The sequence below is a fragment of the Streptomyces sp. NPDC042102 genome, from assembly GCF_055582305.1.
The window spans coordinates 1,017,575-1,032,197 of sequence record NZ_JBVJDL010000001.1 but is presented as its reverse complement, the minus strand read 5'-3'; the positions used below and the strand labels follow the sequence as shown (position 1 = coordinate 1,032,197).

Annotated in this window: 14 protein-coding genes and 1 pseudogene; 8 read left to right on the top strand and 7 right to left on the bottom strand. The window is 71.4% G+C overall.

The annotated features are described in order from the left end of the window. The first annotated feature begins 197 nt into the window (after positions 1–197). The 3 genes from ACZ6KO_RS04250 to ACZ6KO_RS04240 are packed head-to-tail and all read left to right on the top strand — an operon-like array spanning position 198 to position 4,230. Complete coding sequence (locus ACZ6KO_RS04250) at positions 198–1,637, top strand: FGGY family carbohydrate kinase (protein WP_469299739.1); 1,440 nt, start codon at positions 198–200, stop codon at positions 1,635–1,637. After that, positions 1,634–3,031, top strand: coding sequence for an FAD-dependent oxidoreductase (locus tag ACZ6KO_RS04245; protein ID WP_469299736.1), 1,398 nt, complete (start codon positions 1,634–1,636; stop codon positions 3,029–3,031). The genes ACZ6KO_RS04250 and ACZ6KO_RS04245 overlap by 4 nt, the downstream gene beginning before the upstream one ends. Then, the gene (locus ACZ6KO_RS04240) at positions 3,028–4,230 is read left to right on the top strand and encodes an NAD(P)/FAD-dependent oxidoreductase (RefSeq protein ID WP_469299734.1); all 1,203 of its coding nucleotides are present in this window, start codon (positions 3,028–3,030) and stop codon (positions 4,228–4,230) included. Before ACZ6KO_RS04245 ends, ACZ6KO_RS04240 begins: the two co-directional genes overlap by 4 nt. Before the next feature lie 139 nt (positions 4,231–4,369). Here the strand turns inward: ACZ6KO_RS04240 and ACZ6KO_RS04235 are convergent, their stop codons facing one another. Then, on the bottom strand, positions 4,370–5,125 hold the full coding sequence (locus ACZ6KO_RS04235) for an ArsR/SmtB family transcription factor (RefSeq protein WP_469299731.1): 756 nt from the start codon (positions 5,123–5,125) through the stop codon (positions 4,370–4,372). A 36-nt stretch (positions 5,126–5,161) separates the two neighbouring features. On the opposite strand from ACZ6KO_RS04235, the gene ACZ6KO_RS04230 reads away from it, so the two are divergent. Both ACZ6KO_RS04230 and ACZ6KO_RS04225 read left to right on the top strand, forming a co-directional pair. Next, positions 5,162–5,395 carry an alpha/beta fold hydrolase gene (locus ACZ6KO_RS04230; RefSeq protein ID WP_469299728.1) on the top strand — a complete coding sequence of 78 codons (234 nt, stop codon included), beginning with the start codon at positions 5,162–5,164 and terminating at the stop codon, positions 5,393–5,395. 1,021 nt (positions 5,396–6,416) lie between these two features. Then, a complete protein-coding gene (locus tag ACZ6KO_RS04225) occupies positions 6,417–7,415 on the top strand; it encodes a calcium-binding protein (RefSeq protein WP_469299724.1) in 999 nt (332 codons plus the stop codon). 38 nt (positions 7,416–7,453) lie between these two features. Here the strand turns inward: ACZ6KO_RS04225 and ACZ6KO_RS04220 are convergent, their stop codons facing one another. From ACZ6KO_RS04220 to ACZ6KO_RS04205, 4 genes are all read right to left on the bottom strand, one after another. Beyond that, positions 7,454–7,765 carry an NAD(P)H-binding protein gene (locus tag ACZ6KO_RS04220; RefSeq protein ID WP_469299721.1) on the bottom strand — a complete coding sequence of 104 codons (312 nt, stop codon included), beginning with the start codon at positions 7,763–7,765 and terminating at the stop codon, positions 7,454–7,456. A gap of 66 nt (positions 7,766–7,831) precedes the next feature. Beyond that, positions 7,832–8,653 (bottom strand): hypothetical protein, encoded by an 822-nt coding sequence (locus ACZ6KO_RS04215; RefSeq protein WP_469299718.1) that lies wholly within the window; start codon positions 8,651–8,653, stop codon positions 7,832–7,834. Between the two features lie 10 nt (positions 8,654–8,663). Then, positions 8,664–9,626 (bottom strand): hypothetical protein, encoded by a 963-nt coding sequence (locus ACZ6KO_RS04210; protein WP_469299715.1) that lies wholly within the window; start codon positions 9,624–9,626, stop codon positions 8,664–8,666. A gap of 10 nt (positions 9,627–9,636) precedes the next feature. Then, positions 9,637–10,821: a hypothetical protein gene (locus tag ACZ6KO_RS04205; protein ID WP_469299713.1), complete on the bottom strand. Its 1,185-nt coding sequence runs from the start codon at positions 10,819–10,821 to the stop codon at positions 9,637–9,639. A 110-nt stretch (positions 10,822–10,931) separates the two neighbouring features. On the opposite strand from ACZ6KO_RS04205, the pseudogene ACZ6KO_RS04200 reads away from it, so the two are divergent. Then, positions 10,932–11,225 (top strand): annotated as a pseudogene (locus ACZ6KO_RS04200) (hypothetical protein); the annotation flags it as partial. Between the two features lie 154 nt (positions 11,226–11,379). Further along, complete coding sequence (locus tag ACZ6KO_RS04195) at positions 11,380–11,556, top strand: hypothetical protein (protein ID WP_469301611.1); 177 nt, start codon at positions 11,380–11,382, stop codon at positions 11,554–11,556. An 89-nt stretch (positions 11,557–11,645) separates the two neighbouring features. On the opposite strand, the gene ACZ6KO_RS04190 is transcribed toward ACZ6KO_RS04195, so the two are convergent. Then, positions 11,646–12,263, bottom strand: a complete 618-nt coding sequence (locus ACZ6KO_RS04190; protein ID WP_469299711.1) for a TetR/AcrR family transcriptional regulator — start codon at positions 12,261–12,263, stop codon at positions 11,646–11,648. 68 nt (positions 12,264–12,331) lie between these two features. On the opposite strand from ACZ6KO_RS04190, the gene ACZ6KO_RS04185 reads away from it, so the two are divergent. Then, on the top strand, positions 12,332–13,666 hold the full coding sequence (locus ACZ6KO_RS04185) for an alpha/beta hydrolase (protein WP_469299709.1): 1,335 nt from the start codon (positions 12,332–12,334) through the stop codon (positions 13,664–13,666). 233 nt (positions 13,667–13,899) lie between these two features. Here the strand turns inward: ACZ6KO_RS04185 and ACZ6KO_RS04180 are convergent, their stop codons facing one another. Next, entirely contained in the window at positions 13,900–14,613 is a 714-nt protein-coding gene (locus tag ACZ6KO_RS04180) for a thioesterase II family protein (protein ID WP_469299706.1), read from the bottom strand. Positions 14,614–14,623: the final 10 nt, after the last annotated feature.

The window sequence follows — 14,623 nt, the reverse complement described above, 5'->3', positions numbered from 1 at the left end:
CTGCAAGATTCTCGATCGAACGGAAGTAACCGGCCATCACCGGGAGATGACTTTGCGTCAGTATCGGCTGGACGGTGAACCTGCCTGACGGGAAGGGTTCTTGACGGGCGGCGTCCGCTGATGAAGGCTTCCCCGCGACGATCAAGCAGCCCGGCCGGGAAGCCGGACGGGCGGCCGACACCAGGGACGGAGCGGTGATGACGGGCCCGGTGCTCGCTGTCGACCAAGGCACATCGGGAACCAAGGCGCTCGTCGTCTGCCCGGAGCGCGGGGTCATCGGCTCCGGTTCCGCGCCCGTACGGCCCCGGTACCTGCCCGGCGGCCGGGTGGAGGTCGACCCCCGCGAGCTGCTGGACTCGGTCGTCGGGGCCGGGCGGGCGGCGCTGGCGGCCGCCGGTGAACCGGTGGTGGCGGTGGGGCTGGCCAACCAGGGCGAGACCGTGCTCGCCTGGGACCCGGTCAACGGTGAGCCGCTGACCGACGCGCTCGTCTGGCAGGACCGCCGCGCCGAACCGCTCTGCGCCGAACTGGCCTCGTTCGCACCGTCGTTGCTGGAGCGGACCGGACTGCCGCTGGACCCGTATTTCGCCGCACCCAAGATGGCCTGGATTCGCCGCCACCTCACCCGGCAGGGCGTCGTGACGACCAGCGACGTATGGCTGGTACACCGGCTCACCGGTGCGTTCGTCACCGACGCGGCGACCGCCGGCCGGACCCAGCTGCTCGACCTCGACACCGTCGACTGGTCGCGGCCGGCGCTCGACGCGTTCGGCCTCGCGGACGAGCGGCTGCCCGCCGTCGTCGACGCGGACACCCCGGTCGGCACCACCACCGCCTTCGGGCCCGAACTGCCGCTGACCGGACTGCTCGTGGACCAGCAGGCAGCGCTGCTCGCCCAGCGCGTCACCGAGCCCGGCACCGCCAAGTGCACCTACGGCACGGGGGCGTTCCTGCTCGCGCAGAGCGGTCCGCTCCCCCGCCGCAGCACCACGGGTCTGGTCGGCTGCGTGGCCTGGCGGCTCGCCGGCCGCACCAGCTACTGCCTGGACGGTCAGGTCTACACGGCCGCGTCCGCCGTGCGCTGGCTCACCGAGCTCGGCGTGATCTCCGGAGCCGAGGACATCGACACGGTCGGCGGGAGCGTCCCGGACGCCGGTGGCGTCACCTTCGTACCCGCGCTCGCCGGGCTCGCCGCCCCCTGGTGGCGGGGCGATCTGCGGGGCTCGGTGACCGGTCTGGGCCTGGACACCACGGCCGGGCACCTGGTGCGCGCGCTGTGCGACGGCATCGCGGCCCAGGTGGCGGAGCTCGCCGACGCGGCCGCCGCCGACCTGGGCGCGCCGCTCACCGCGCTGCGGGTGGACGGCGGGCTGACCCGGTCCGCGCTGCTGATGCAGGCCCAGGCCGATCTGCTGCAGATCCCCGTCGAGGTCTCGGCGCTGCCGGACGTCACCGCGCTCGGCGTCGGCGCGGTCGCCCGCCTCGGGTACGACCGCGCGCTCACCGTCGCCGAGGCCGTCCCGCGGTGGGAGCCGTCCGCCGTGTACGAACCGGCGGCGGACGCCGGGCGCGCGGCCGAACGCCGGGCGCGGTTCCGTACGGCGGTCGCCGCCCTGCTCGACGCCGGACCGGCATGAGCGTCACCACCAGCGGCGCCCTGCCCGGCGGGACGTACGACGTGACGGTCGTCGGCGCCGGGGTCGTGGGTACGGCGATCGCCCGCGAGCTGGCCCGGCTGCCGCTGCGCACCGCCGTGGTCGAGGCCTGCGACGACGTGGGCGAGGGCACCTCCAAGGCCAACACCGGCATCCTGCACACCGGTTTCGACGCGGTGCCCGGCTCCCTGGAGTCCCGCCTCGTCCGGGAGGGGCAGCGGCTGCTCGCCGCGTACGCCGCCGAGAGCGGCATCCCGGTGGAGCCCCTCGGGGCGCTGCTGGTGGCCTGGGACGAGGAGCAGCTGGCCGCCCTGCCCGGCCTGGCGGACAAGGCCGTGCTGGGCGGCTACCGGGCGGCCCGGATCGTCCCGGCCGAGGAGGTGCGGGCCCGCGAGCCGGAGCTGGGGCCCGGCGCGCTGGGGGCGCTCCACGTACCGGGCGAGTCCGTCATCTGTCCCTGGACGACCACCCTCGCGTACGCGACCCAGGCCGTGCGCGCCGGTGTCGACCTGCACCTCGGCTGCCGGGTCACGGCGGTCGCTCCGGGCGATCCGCACACGCTGGCCACGAGCCGGGGGCGGCTGCGCACCCGGTACCTGGTCAACGCGGCGGGCCTGTACGCCGACGACCTCGACCGGCTGCTGGGCCGGGACGGCTTCACCGTGACGCCCCGGCGCGGCCAGCTGATCGTCTTCGACAAGCTGGCGCGCCCGCTGGTACGGCACATCCTGCTGCCGGTGCCGGGCGCGCTCGGCAAGGGCGTGCTGGTGTCGCCGACGGTGTACGGGAACGTGCTGCTCGGGCCGACCGCCGAGGACCTGGACGACAGGACGGCCACCGGTTCGACGGCCGACGGGCTCGCGCTGCTGCGCGAGAAGGGCCGGCGGATCCTGCCGGCCCTGCTGGAGGAGGAGGTCACCGCCGTGTACGCCGGGCTGCGGGCGGCCACCGAGCACGACGACTACGCGATCTCGGCGTACCCCGCGCAGCGGTACGTCACGGTGGGCGGGATCCGCTCGACGGGGCTGACGGCCTCGATGGCCATCGCCGCCCACGTGGTGGAGCTGCTCGCGGACGGCGGTCTGGACGTGACCGGGGCGCGCGAGCCGGAGCCGGTGCGGATGCCGAACCTGGGCGAGGCGTTCCCCCGGCCGTACCGGGACGCGGAACGGATCGCGGCGGACCCGGAGTACGGCAGGATCGTCTGCCACTGCGAGCGGGTGACCCGCGGGGAGATCCGCGACGCCCTCGCGGCGACCGTCCCGCCCGCCTCGCTGGAGGGCCTGCGGCGGCGCACCCGGGCGCGGGGCGGGCGCTGTCAGGGGTTCCATTGCGGGGCCGCCGTACGCGCGCTGTTCGAGGGGGCCCGCCGGTGACCGGTGTGTGCGAGCGCGCGGTGGACGTGCTGGTCGTCGGGGCCGGTCCGGCCGGGCTGGCGCTGGCCGCCCGGGTGGCGGCGGCGGGCACGGGGCGGGTCGAGGTCCTCGAACGCGACGAGGAGGCGGGCGGGATGCCCCGGCACTGCCGGCACGGCGGCTTCGGGGACCCGCCGCGCCCCTGGCTCGCGGGCCCGGCGTACGGGCGGCGGGCCGCCCGGGCGGCGCTGGCGGCCGGGGCCGCGGTCCGCACCGGTGTGACCGCCACAGGCTGGGCCGGTCCGCTTTCCCTGACGACGACGAGCCCGGCGGGCCTGGAACGGATCACGGCCCGGGTGGTGGTCCTGGCCACCGGCGCCCGGGAACGCCCGCGCAGCGCCCGCCTGGTGCCGGGTTCCCGGCCTGCCGGAGTGCTGACCACCGGGGAGGTTCAGCAGGCGGTCCACCACTACGGCCAGGACGTCGGCCGGCGGGCCGTGGTGGTGGGCGCCGGTCCGGTGGCCCGGCACGCCGTCCGTACGCTGCGCCGGGCGGGCACCCGCGTGGTCGCGGTGATCACGGAACTGCCGCGGGCCGCCGCGGTGCCGGGGGTGCCGCTGCTGACAGCCACGACGGTGGCCGAACTGCGGGGCCGGGGGCGGCTGTCGGGCGTCGCCGTCCGGCACGCCGACGGCCGGTGCGGGGTGCTCGCCTGCGACACGGTGGTGTTCACGGGCGATTGGGTCCCCGACCACGAACTGGCCCGGCACGGGGGCGTCGGCCTGGACGCGGGCACCCGTGGACCCGCCGTGGACGCGGCCTTCCGTACGTCGGTGCCCGGTGTCTTCGCCGTCGGCAACGCCCTGCACGGCATCGAACGCGCCGCCACGGCGGCCGCGGAGGGCGCCGCCGCGGCGGCCCCGGTGCTGGCCCACCTGGCGGGCGCGCCCTGGCCCGAGCCCGGCCCGCCGCTGGTCGTGCGGGCGCCGCTGGTGTGGGTGACGCCGAACCGGGTCACGGGCGTCTTCGACCGGCCGCTGCGCCTGCGCTCCGGGGAGCCGCTGACCGCACCGGTGGTGACGGTCGCCCAGGACGACCGGCTGCTGTGGCGACGGCGGATCCCGGGCCCGGTCTCGCCGGCGCGGTCGCTGCGGCTGCCGCCGGGGTGGACGGCGCGGGTCGAGCCGGCGGGCGGGCCGGTCGTCGTGGGACTGGGCTAGGTCGTCTCTTTCGGATCTTGCCGGTTGAGCCCGCATCGTCCGGTGCCCGGCGTCCTGCACGACCCCTGGGAGGACCTGCACCAGGCCTCGGCGCTTGGCCGGCATGGCATGGCGGCATGGGTTGTCATGCCCAATGTGGTCAGGGAACCGAGGTGTCCAGAAGGTTGGTCGCCCGTTCCGTGCGCAGGTGGAGAGCGGTGCGGCCCGTGCGCTGAGTCGACACCAGGCCCGCCCCGCGCAGCGCTCCCAGGTGTTGCGAGACTGCGCTGGGGGTGATGCCGAGGCGGCTGGCCAGGGCGGCTGTCGTCAGAGGTTCGGCCAGAGCTGTGAGCAGGGCTGCCCTCGTGTGTCCCAGAACCGGCGAGAGGCCCGCCGGCGTTGGCGGGGGCGCCTCCCAGAGCAGCCCGACACCCACCGCCGGATAGCGGATAGATGCAACCGTGACCGGGGACTTGTCGACACCGACGTTCGGCCAATTGAAGACACTGGGCAGCAGGACCAGACCGTGCTGGCCGGCGTCGACCGTGTAGATCGCGTGCGGGGTGCGTCGGCCATGCACCACGAGCTGGTCGCCGTCCCAGGCGAGATCCCGGTGCAGCTCGGTGAACAGCGCCTGCACCCCGCCGTCCACCAAAGTGAGCGCGCGCCTGCCGATGTCGGCTTCCAGCACCGCGCGCATCCGGCCCCAGTGCGGGGCGATCAGCAACTCGTGGCAGCGGCGCAGCGCTTCCACCAGCCGCGGCAGCATCGCCGCTGGCTCGGGGGGCTCCTCGCGACCCAGAACCGCGCTGCACTCCCGACGGAAGAAGTCCTCTCCCGTAGCCCGCAGCAGGCCCAGCTCTGTGGCCGTCGAAGGCAGCCGCTCCTGCGGCACCGGGAACAGGAACGACGGCATTGGCCCGGCGATCAGCGCCCGTAGCAGCGGCAGCTCATGCTCGCCCGCCAGCAGCGGCCGGCGCCAGTACTGCTACTCGCCGGGGAAGTCGATCTGGCGGCACCTCCCGGCGCGATGGCCGAGTTTGCCGAGCTCTTCCCGCATGCCGAGCTCGTCGTTCAGCCCAGGACCGGGCACTTCCCGTGGCTCGACGATGCAGAACAGTTCGTGGCGAGCACCGTGGCGTTCCTGGCAGAAGCCAGCACCTGTCGCCGTCCCCTGAGCCGCTAGAAGAGTCTGGCTCGCTCCGCTGGGAAGGAATCCCTGGCGGAAACAGTCACTGGCCGGGAACCCAGAGGCAGTCAGGGCGCCCTTTCCCGCGGTCCGTGTCGCACGGGTACATCCACGGCTCAGCACGCCACAACAGCCGAGCCCGGCAGCTACACGCGCCTGCCCGGTGACGAACTGGCCGCCACGGCCTGATGCCACGCCCCGTCGGGCGGCTGCCCGATCCACCCGCCCCGCGACAGCGCGGGCCGGGTGGTGAAGGGGAGCCGGGCAGCCCGACCACGCCCGCCCCGCCCACAGGCCAGGCCCGGCGGCCGGGCGGCGCGGTGTCGGTGCCCGCACCGTCTGCAATGCCGTCGAACACCGCGAAGGAGCAGTACCGGTGACCGGGCCCGACCCCGCCATCCCGCCACTGGAGACCAGGGACGACAGCCGGCGCATCCCCCGGCCCCGGCGCGTCGAGCCGCCCGTACGGAGCCGATCCGCACCGCCGAAGACGTCCCGCCCGGCGCGATCGCGGTCCTCGTGATCACCGGTGTTGCCGCCGTGGGGCTCGTCCTCAAGTGGGACGTGCCGAAGGCCGTCGAGTGCTCCCGCGGCGGCTTCTTGCCGGCGAGGCCGGCGGGTCCGGCGAGGACCGCGCCGTCGAAGGTCTCGGTTGCCAGTGGTGGCGGGTACTTGCAGAGGCTCCCCGAGAGCTGACCGGCCGCGACGGGGGCGGTCGGCCTGCTCGGCCCCGGGTTGCCGTGGCACAGGGTGGCGAGCACTCTTGAGGAGTAGAAGCGCACTGCAAACCGGTCGGGGATTTCGACACTCCGGTCGCTCCTGTGAAGTCGGTCCAGGTCAGCGATCTCTTGCGAGTGCTCCAGCCTGCTGGGCCCCTACCTGCAACGGTTAGCTGTCATTTCCGTGCCCCTCGGCGACGACTGCGCTGCGGTTCGTCGGCGGCTTGAGAACACGACGACCGGCAGCACCCGAGTCGGAAGTGTGTGCCATGAGGAGATTGTGGGTCAGCCTCGGGGCCATGGTGCTCCTGCCGCCTGTGGGAGTGATCAGCTCTGCCGAGAGTGGTCATGCGGTGGGCACCAATGTGTATGTGACCGCAGGGAAGACCTTGACGGTTGTGGCGGATCCGGGGGCAACCAACCGGATCAAGATCACCGCATCGGGGGCGGACTTGGTCGTCACGGATTCGGGGGCAACACTCACGGCGAGCAGTGGATGTGCAGGAGTTTCTGAAGTCCGTTGCCCTGATGCCGGGGTGCTGGAGATACACGTACACGTGAAGGACGGTGACGACGAAGTCACGGTCGCTCCCCAAGTGTCCAGGCCGACGTCCCTTGTGGGTGGCGACGGCAATGACGTCCTGCAAGCCGGGTCTTGGCCAGCTCAGCTCTGGGGTGGGGCCGGTAGCGACAAGCTGTTTGGTGGGTTCTCCGACAACAAAGCCTACGGCGGACCAGGTGACGACTCCCTCGCCGGCGGCCCCAGCTCCGACAAGCTCGTAGGCGGGGACGGTAACGACTACCTGTATGCGCTTCAGAGTGGTGACCTCCTCCAAGGCGGTGACGGCGAAGACGAACTCATCGGAGATGTCGGTCACGACACCCTCGAAGGCGGGCCGGGGTACGACCGCCTGTACGGCGGGGACCAAAACGACACTCTGAACGGCGGAACCGGCAAGGACTTCGTGCTCGGCGGGAACGGGGACGACAACGCAACGGGTGGCCCTGAACACGACGTCGTGCGCGGTGACGCCGGCGAGGATTGGGTACGCGGCGGAGCCGACGACGACATCCTGCTGGGTGGCGAGGGCTGGGACTCCCTCGATGGCGAATCGGGGAACGACCATGCCGAAGGTGACGCCGGATGGGACAAGTTGTGGGGCGGCGTAGGGAACGACGACCTCTTCGGCGAGATCGGCAATGACACGCTCCAGGGCGACGATGGCACTGACTATCTGAATGGTGGCGTAGGCACCGACCGCTGCCGCGGCGAACGCGAAGCGCATTGTGAGCGTTGAACTGCCGCATGCCTTCAGGGGCGGAACGACGTCATCGATCACCACGAGCCTGGTCCAACAGCCCGAAGGGTGCTCCTGAAACTCGCGAACATTTCAGGCCTCCGCAGAGCAAGTGCTCTCCACCCTCGGCTACAAGCGTTCTCCGTTCTCGCCCACGTAGCCACGGGTAGGGCGATGCTCCAGGCGAGGTCACTGCGGGCGATGATTTCATCGGCGATGTCCTTGTCCGCGATGAGTGTGCCCATCATCAGCCTCGCCGCCACGGCCTGGTAGAGGGACTGGCGCTGGGCAGTGTTGCCCGAGCCGAGAGCGGAGAGCCACACGAGACGCCTTACGCCGGTAGCGGCCATGGGCTGCGGCGACTTCGCGCTGTACCTCGCGCTGGGGCGGCTGCTCAGGCTGCTCGGCCAGGACGGTCACTGCACCACGACCACGTCGTCCGGCTTCTCCTTGTACCGCTCGAACCGCTCCAGGGCGAGTGCGTCGGAGACGGGAACGAGCTCTCTGAGATCGAGGTCGTCCTCGGGGATCCTGGAACCGATGCCGAACTTCCCGTCCTTGGTCGTGCCACAGAACAGGCCCACGATCCTTTGGTCGGTGGTCGCGACGAGCGCCGCACCGGAGTCTCCCGATCGTGTGGGACCGCTGAGCCTGTCCATCCTCATCAGCCCCGCAATGCCGACGAACCGGTCCGGACTCGTGGTGCGCCGCATGAACCCCCAGTGGTCGAGGTCGACGATGCGCCCCGACCGGATCTCGCCCGTCGTCTTTCCCACCCAGCGCACCTGTTCTCCGTCCCGGGGGGCCCGCACTTCGAGCGGCGCGGGGTCGACGCCCAGCCATTCGTGGAGCCTGCCCAGCGGGCCGGTGTAGAGGCCGCCGGCGATCCGCGTCGACGTCTCGGCGGGCAGGGCCTGGAAGTAGGCGAAGTCGAACCGGGAGTCCGAGCGGTTCGACACGTCCCGGCGGTACGCATCCCAGGACTCGTACAGCACCGCCGCGCAGACCCCCGCGACGACGCCGATCCGGCGGGCGTCGCGGTGGTTCACGTTGTTGGGCTGGTAGACCGGCGCTCCTTGCACCGGGAGCGCATGGGCGTTCGATATCCCTATCCTCATACGGTCCTTGCCATTCGGCGACCAGAGGATGGTGGCTCCCAGCGTTCCGGCTGCCATGGTCGGGCCGCAGTGGATCTCGTATCCGCCCGGAGTGGGCCGGACGGCCTGGTCGAAGGGCACGGCAGGGCTCCTAGGACGGGGCGGGCGTCGCCGGTTCGACCGACGCGAGGGTCGGACGGTTCCCCACCGCTCTGACGGCGGCCTCCTCCAACGGCGGTTTCCTGAGCTCGTCGACGTTCCAGGGGCCGGAGATCACGACGGGCTGGGTGCCGGACACGATGGAGGACAGCGGGTTCCCGTCGGCGTCGAACACGGTCACGACGTCCACCAGCTGCCAGAAGAGCAGCATCTCGGGGTAGTCGTTCTTGTTCTCGTACTCGTTCGACACGAACGAGGTGCTCTGGGTCGTGACGGTGACCTGCTGGCTCGTGGTCGACGAGGTGCTCAGTGCGGCGGACACCGACGCGCTGATCGGGCCCCAGCCGGCGCTGGCGCTCGCGCTCACGGACTTGTTGACGGTCTCCTCGTTCGACGAGCTGTCCTGGGTGCCGGAGCTGGCCGTGTAGGTGACCGTCTTGGTCTGCCCCGGCGCGATGCTGTACGACTCCGGCTGGCGCTGCCAGAACTGTTCGCGGCTCACCGTCGTACCGATCGGCAGCTTGCCGGTGCCAACCAGGATCCTCGGCCCGTCCGGTGGGATCACCCGTGTCCTGCTGGGCATCGGGACATCCCCGATGTCGTTCGGGTCCAGCAGGTCCGCGCCCGACAGGGTGGTCAACTGGCGCGGCCGGTCACCCATCTCGAAGGCGGCGGCGAAGGCACCCGAGGCGGAGACCCGGGCGAGCCAGACGGAGCCGGGCCACGTGCTGACCATCATCTGCCCGCCGTCGGGGTCCAGGCGGGTGCCCGGATAGCCCGCCTCCCAGTAACCGCTCCGCTCGTTGTAGCCCGCGTGGTCGCCCAGACCGTCGACCCAGAAGAGGTCCAGGTGGAGCGAGGTGTCGTTGGTGACGACCAGGGTGCTCACGTCGCCCCGCTCGTGGGAGTGGAGGGTGCCGTCGAGAGCGGCTTGGTAGAAGGCGTTCATCTCCATGGCGTGCTCCCTACTCGGAACTCAGGTAGTAGGCGCGCGGACCTTGGTCGAAGACGGCCGACATCGGCGAGGCGTGCGCGGCCACCGGGAGGCCGAGATCCGCGCTCAGATCGCGGGACACCCACCGCCCACCGGTCCATTCCAGGTTGATCAGATGGTTGTCGCTGTCCAGGTAGAAGACGTAGTTCCGGACGTCGTCGGCGGACAGGACCGCCGCCAGCGCGCTGGATTCCTCCGCGGCCGGGGCACCGCCCCCGCCGTTCGCGAGCCGGCCCGGGGTGGTGGGCGCCCAGCCCTTCCCCGAGTTCTCCACCTCGGCGATGAGGCCGTCGGTGTCGGCGTAGTAGGCCCGGATGCGCTCGCGGGTGGTGAGCCTGGCGACGAGCGGGCTGCTCCGGCGGGCGACCGGAGCGCCCGAGGCCGACGGCAGGTTCGTGAAGGACCACCACTGCTGGCCGGGTTTCCCGACAGTGTGCGCCACCTCGATGGCCCTGTCGTTGGCGTCCAGGAGGTAGACGCGCCGGGAGTCCGCGCCGAAGCCGACCGCCGAGAGCGGGCCGACGGGGGACAACTCGGGCAGTCCGATCTCCGCGCTGAGATCGGTCACCGCGGCCCTCTTCTCGCGCGGCCAGACCACCTCGACGAGGTGGTTGCGCGTGTCCAGGTAGTAGACGAGCACACGGCTGGTGTCGGCGGTGACCATCGCGGTCAGCGCACTGGCCGGGGACACCGTCGGCGCCTCGTCGTACCAGTGCCAGCTCCATCCGCCACCGTTGTCCCACAGCCGGCACAGGTAGTTGTTCGTGTCGACGTAGTGGATCGTGATCCCACCCGGCTCCGTCGCGACCAGCGGGCTCACGCGGCCGGCGACGGATGCGCCGAGCTCGCTCGTGAGATTCCGGTGGAACACCACGCCCTTCTCGACCGCCAGCTCGATGACGCCGCCGTAGACGTCCATGTAGTAGACGCGTTGCACGTCCGTCTTCAGCCGGAGGGCGGCGAGGCCGTTGCTCGGTGACGCGAAGGGGGCGATCCGCTTGGGCGGGCCGGGGCCGCCCGCCGGTCCCGAGTCGTCCTGGGAGGCGTCGGCCAGCGCGAAGTTGAGGTCGGTGTACGTCCAGACGTCGTCGACCAGTGCCACCTCGACGACGGTGACGATCTTCTCGCTGCCCGAACCGGCTGTACTCGCCGTCATGATCTCGATCCGTCCGTGCGTGACGCCTGTCGGTTCCCGAGTCACCCCCCACCTTCCATCACGTGGAGCGACGGCGCGATTCCACAGGGTCATGCAGGTGACGCGTCCGCATGCCACTGTCGATTCGGCGACGCCCCGATCGACGTCCTGGTGTGGGGCGCTTCGCCGCACGTGGAGGCCGCTCGCGCTACCCCGCCGAACGAGGTCTTCGGGCACGACGGGACGAGTTACGTGCGGGAGCTGCTGAAGGCGAACCAGGTTCCCAGTCGGCTGGACCACGGATCGCCGCACGTCTGCATCCGGCCCGTCGGTGCCACCGGCCGTCGGATCAACCAGAGCCCACACCGCACGACTTCCGAAGGATGTTCGCCACCGAGGCCGTCACCGGCCGCCTGCCCGTCCGCATCGCCGCCCGCATCCTCGGACACAAGACGCTGACCACCATTCAGGCATACCTTGCGGCAGGAGTCGCACGACTTCCAGCAGCACTTCGAGCTCCGCAAGGTGTCACTGGGCACCTGCGGGCGAGCCTAAGGAACCCCCTGCCCGGTCCTCCAGATGGATCCTCGCCAGCGGCCCCGCCTCCTGGAGATCATCCAGAACCTCCGCGAGCGCATCCGCGAGGCCCGCGCCAACGGCCTGCTGGGCGAGGTCGAGGGACTTCAAGTCAGCTCTGACGCCGCGATGGCCGAGCTCAACAGCCTTGAACGGGCTCCGACCGATGGCCGGCCGTAGCTGGTTGACCTTGGCATGCCGGTCTTCACCGACCACGCACCACGGCTTCAGCCAGGATCGGGAGAGTCCGGATACCGGCCCTGATCCTGTCACCGAGCGAGTTCGGCTCGGCGAAGACTGCGGAACACCTCCGCGGTCGTCCATCCGCGCAGCGTGGCGTGAATCGACGAGCGGAATGCGGCCTCGGCCGTGGTGGCGTCGAGGGCCCCGGCCAGTTCGAGGGTCACAAGCCCATGCAGGGTTGACCAGATCGACAGGGCGATGGCCGTTGCGTCGCCGGCGAGGACGGACGCCGTCAAGGCGCGATCGATTGCCGCGAGGAGCGGACGGATCGGGTCACTGGCACCGACTTCTCCCGACGGGTCGAAGGACTGCACACCACCGAAGAGCACCGTGTACAGGTGGCTGTGTCCGCACCCCCAACGACGGTAGGCGACGGCCAGCGCGTAGAGGTCGGCGAGAGGATCCGCGGACGTCTGCACCGCCGACACGTCCCGGAACAGGCCGGCGACGGCTCTGTCGCGCACCGCACCGATCAGCCCGTCCTTGCCACCGAACAACGAGTACACCGCCGTCGTCGACGCCTCGGCAGCAGCGGCCACGGCGCGGACCGTGACCGACTCCCGCGGACGGGTGGCGAGCATCTCGGTCGCGCACTCCACAAGCCGCTCTTTGACGGCCTCGTCGTTCGTTCTGGGCCTACCCACGGTCAGCAGCCTACATCCTTTGATAACGTCGTTTTGAAACGACGTTCTGAAACTGTCGGAGGTCCGCTGTGCCCACGTCCGCCATACGTCTCGTCCGCTTCACCGGACGCTTACTGCTGGCCCTGGCCGCCGTCGCGGCGCTGGTCGTCGTCTTTCTCGCACTGATCGCCCTCACGGACGGGGCAGGTTCGGGGCTCGCTGCGTGGTTGACGACCCTCGGGGCCGGGACTGTCCTCGCGCTGTGGCGGGGCCGGCACCGCACCTGGCCGACGAGGCTCGTGCCGTTCCTGCCGGTGATCGTCTCGGCGGCGTTGACGGCGACCGTCTGCATCCCGACCGTGCCGACAGCCCGGCGGTACCCGCCCGCGCTGCCGTTCGTGTCCACTCAGCACTGGAACCTGGCCACGGGCAGTCGGGTCGCGGTGTATCACTACCCGCCCGCGGACCCCGGCCCCCGGCATCCCGTCCCGTTCGTGTACCTCCACGGAGGACCCGTCCGAGGTATCTCGGTGCAAGACCACCGGTTCCTGCAACTCCTGGCACGCCAGGGCTACGACGTCTACGCCTACGAACAGGCCGGCGGCGGACGAAGCGACCTGCTCACCATGGACCAGTACACGATCTCCAGGTCGGTCCGTGACCTCGCCGCCTTCGTCGACCGCCTGGACAAGGGCAAGGTCGACATCCTCGGATTCTCCGGAGGCGGAGTCGTACTCACCCGAGCCCTGGCCGACCCTGGCGTCGCCGCACGCCTGCGCCGGGCGATCATCGCCGAGCCCGGGCCCATGGACGGCCCCACCGCACACATCACCGGGCACAAGGGCCGAGCATCCGCACGGGGCCTCGCCCCGGCCCCGACCGGACCGCGCTCGACGCATGTCCCCCGGTACGCCGTGGCATTCGGCCTCATGCGACTCGGACTCCTCACCCCCGACACCGGACTGATCGGACAGGCCGAAGGCGACAACGCCTTCACCGCCGCAGACCTCGGCAGCGACACCGCCTCCGCCTACTGCGCGCGCGACGCGCACCGCATTCCCGCCGAGGACACCGCACAGAACTTCTCCTTCAGCCCCGCCGCCAGCCTCCGCGTCCAGCAGACAGTCAAGGACTCGCCCTCCATCGCACCGCTACTGAGGCAGTCCCGGACCCCCGCGATGCTGATGATCGCCGAATGCTCCTCCCAGGTCCGTCAATGGGCGACCGCCGTCCTTGCCCATGACCCCGCTGTCCAGCGCACGCAGTACATGCCCGGAGTCGGACACCACATGTGGAACGGCCTGGACGACAACAACGACCGAGCCGCCGCCGTCATCACTGCGTTCCTTCAGGACAAGCCAGCCCTCCTGCCGGACTACCCGACCCGCGACGAGATCCCTGCCTTCCTGCGCGACCACAAATGAAGATGTTGCAGCCCGTCACCGGCAACGGCGGGCGAACCCTCGAAGCCGCCCGGGCCCTGACCGCTCAGTCGGTCTCCGGCCCACGGCAGACAAAGATCGGCTGCCGCTGCCTGCCTCGTCGGCGACGAGATCGATAACGGCGATGCTGCAGCCGACCACCAGGGCCGCGGACGCTTCCGCGCTGTTATCGGTCCATGACCTGTGGGAACGCGAGCGGTCGGCAGCGGGTGGTGTCAGGGGCCGGACACCACCCGGACCACCTGCTCCACCTGCGGGGTCAGGTAGAAGTGGTCGCCCTCGAAGACATGGGCCGCGAACGGCCCGTCGGTCACCTCCCGCCACTGCGCCACCTGCTCGGGCGTGACCTGGGGGTCGCGGTCGCCGGTCAGGGCGACGACCTCCGCGCGCAGCCGCGGGGCGTCCGGGCGGGGCCGGTAGCTGTCGATCAGGTGGTAGTCGTTGCGGAGGATCGGCAGCAACAGCTCGCGCAGGTCGGGGTCCTCCCACACGGCCGCGTTCGTGGCGCCCAGCGCGGTGACCGAGGCGATCACGTCCTCGTCGTCGCGGACACGCTCGCGGGGGCCCGCGTCCCTGCGGCGGCCCGAGACACACAGCCGTCGCACGTGGGTGGTCCCCGCCGCCTCCAGGAGCAGCAGCGTCTCGTAGGCCACCGCCGCGCCCATGCTGTGCCCGAACAGCACGGTGGGCACGGGGTCCTCGGCCAGGAGCTCGGCGGCGACCGCGGCCGCCAGGGTGTCCATGGCCGGGACCAGGGGCTCGGCGAAGCGGCTCTCGCGGCCCGGGTACTGGACGGCGAGGAGCTCGACCGAGGGGTCCAGCGCGCGGGACCAGGACCGGAAGAAGCTCGCGCTGCCGCCGGCGTGCGGGAAGCACACCAGGCGCAGGGGCGGCGCGGGCAGGGGGCGATGGCGTACCAGGTAGGACATGGGGCTCGAT

Excerpts from the sequence above, each read along its gene's own strand:
- ACZ6KO_RS04180 (WP_469299706.1), bottom strand. The coding sequence starts at position 14,613 with ATGTCCTACCTGGTACGCCATCGCCCCCTGCCCGCGCCGCCCCTGCGC.
- ACZ6KO_RS04205 (WP_469299713.1), bottom strand. The coding sequence starts at position 10,821 with ATGACGGCGAGTACAGCCGGTTCGGGCAGCGAGAAGATCGTCACCGTC.
- ACZ6KO_RS04235 (WP_469299731.1), bottom strand. The coding sequence starts at position 5,125 with ATGCCGTCGTTCCTGTTCCCGGTGCCGCAGGAGCGGCTGCCTTCGACG.
- ACZ6KO_RS04225 (WP_469299724.1), top strand. The coding sequence starts at position 6,417 with ATGGTGCTCCTGCCGCCTGTGGGAGTGATCAGCTCTGCCGAGAGTGGT.
- ACZ6KO_RS04210 (WP_469299715.1), bottom strand. The coding sequence starts at position 9,626 with ATGGAGATGAACGCCTTCTACCAAGCCGCTCTCGACGGCACCCTCCAC.
- ACZ6KO_RS04230 (WP_469299728.1), top strand. The coding sequence starts at position 5,162 with ATGCTCGCCCGCCAGCAGCGGCCGGCGCCAGTACTGCTACTCGCCGGG.
- ACZ6KO_RS04220 (WP_469299721.1), bottom strand. The coding sequence starts at position 7,765 with ATGGCCGCTACCGGCGTAAGGCGTCTCGTGTGGCTCTCCGCTCTCGGC.
- ACZ6KO_RS04245 (WP_469299736.1), top strand. The coding sequence starts at position 1,634 with ATGAGCGTCACCACCAGCGGCGCCCTGCCCGGCGGGACGTACGACGTG.
- ACZ6KO_RS04195 (WP_469301611.1), top strand. The coding sequence starts at position 11,380 with ATGGATCCTCGCCAGCGGCCCCGCCTCCTGGAGATCATCCAGAACCTC.
- ACZ6KO_RS04250 (WP_469299739.1), top strand. The coding sequence starts at position 198 with ATGACGGGCCCGGTGCTCGCTGTCGACCAAGGCACATCGGGAACCAAG.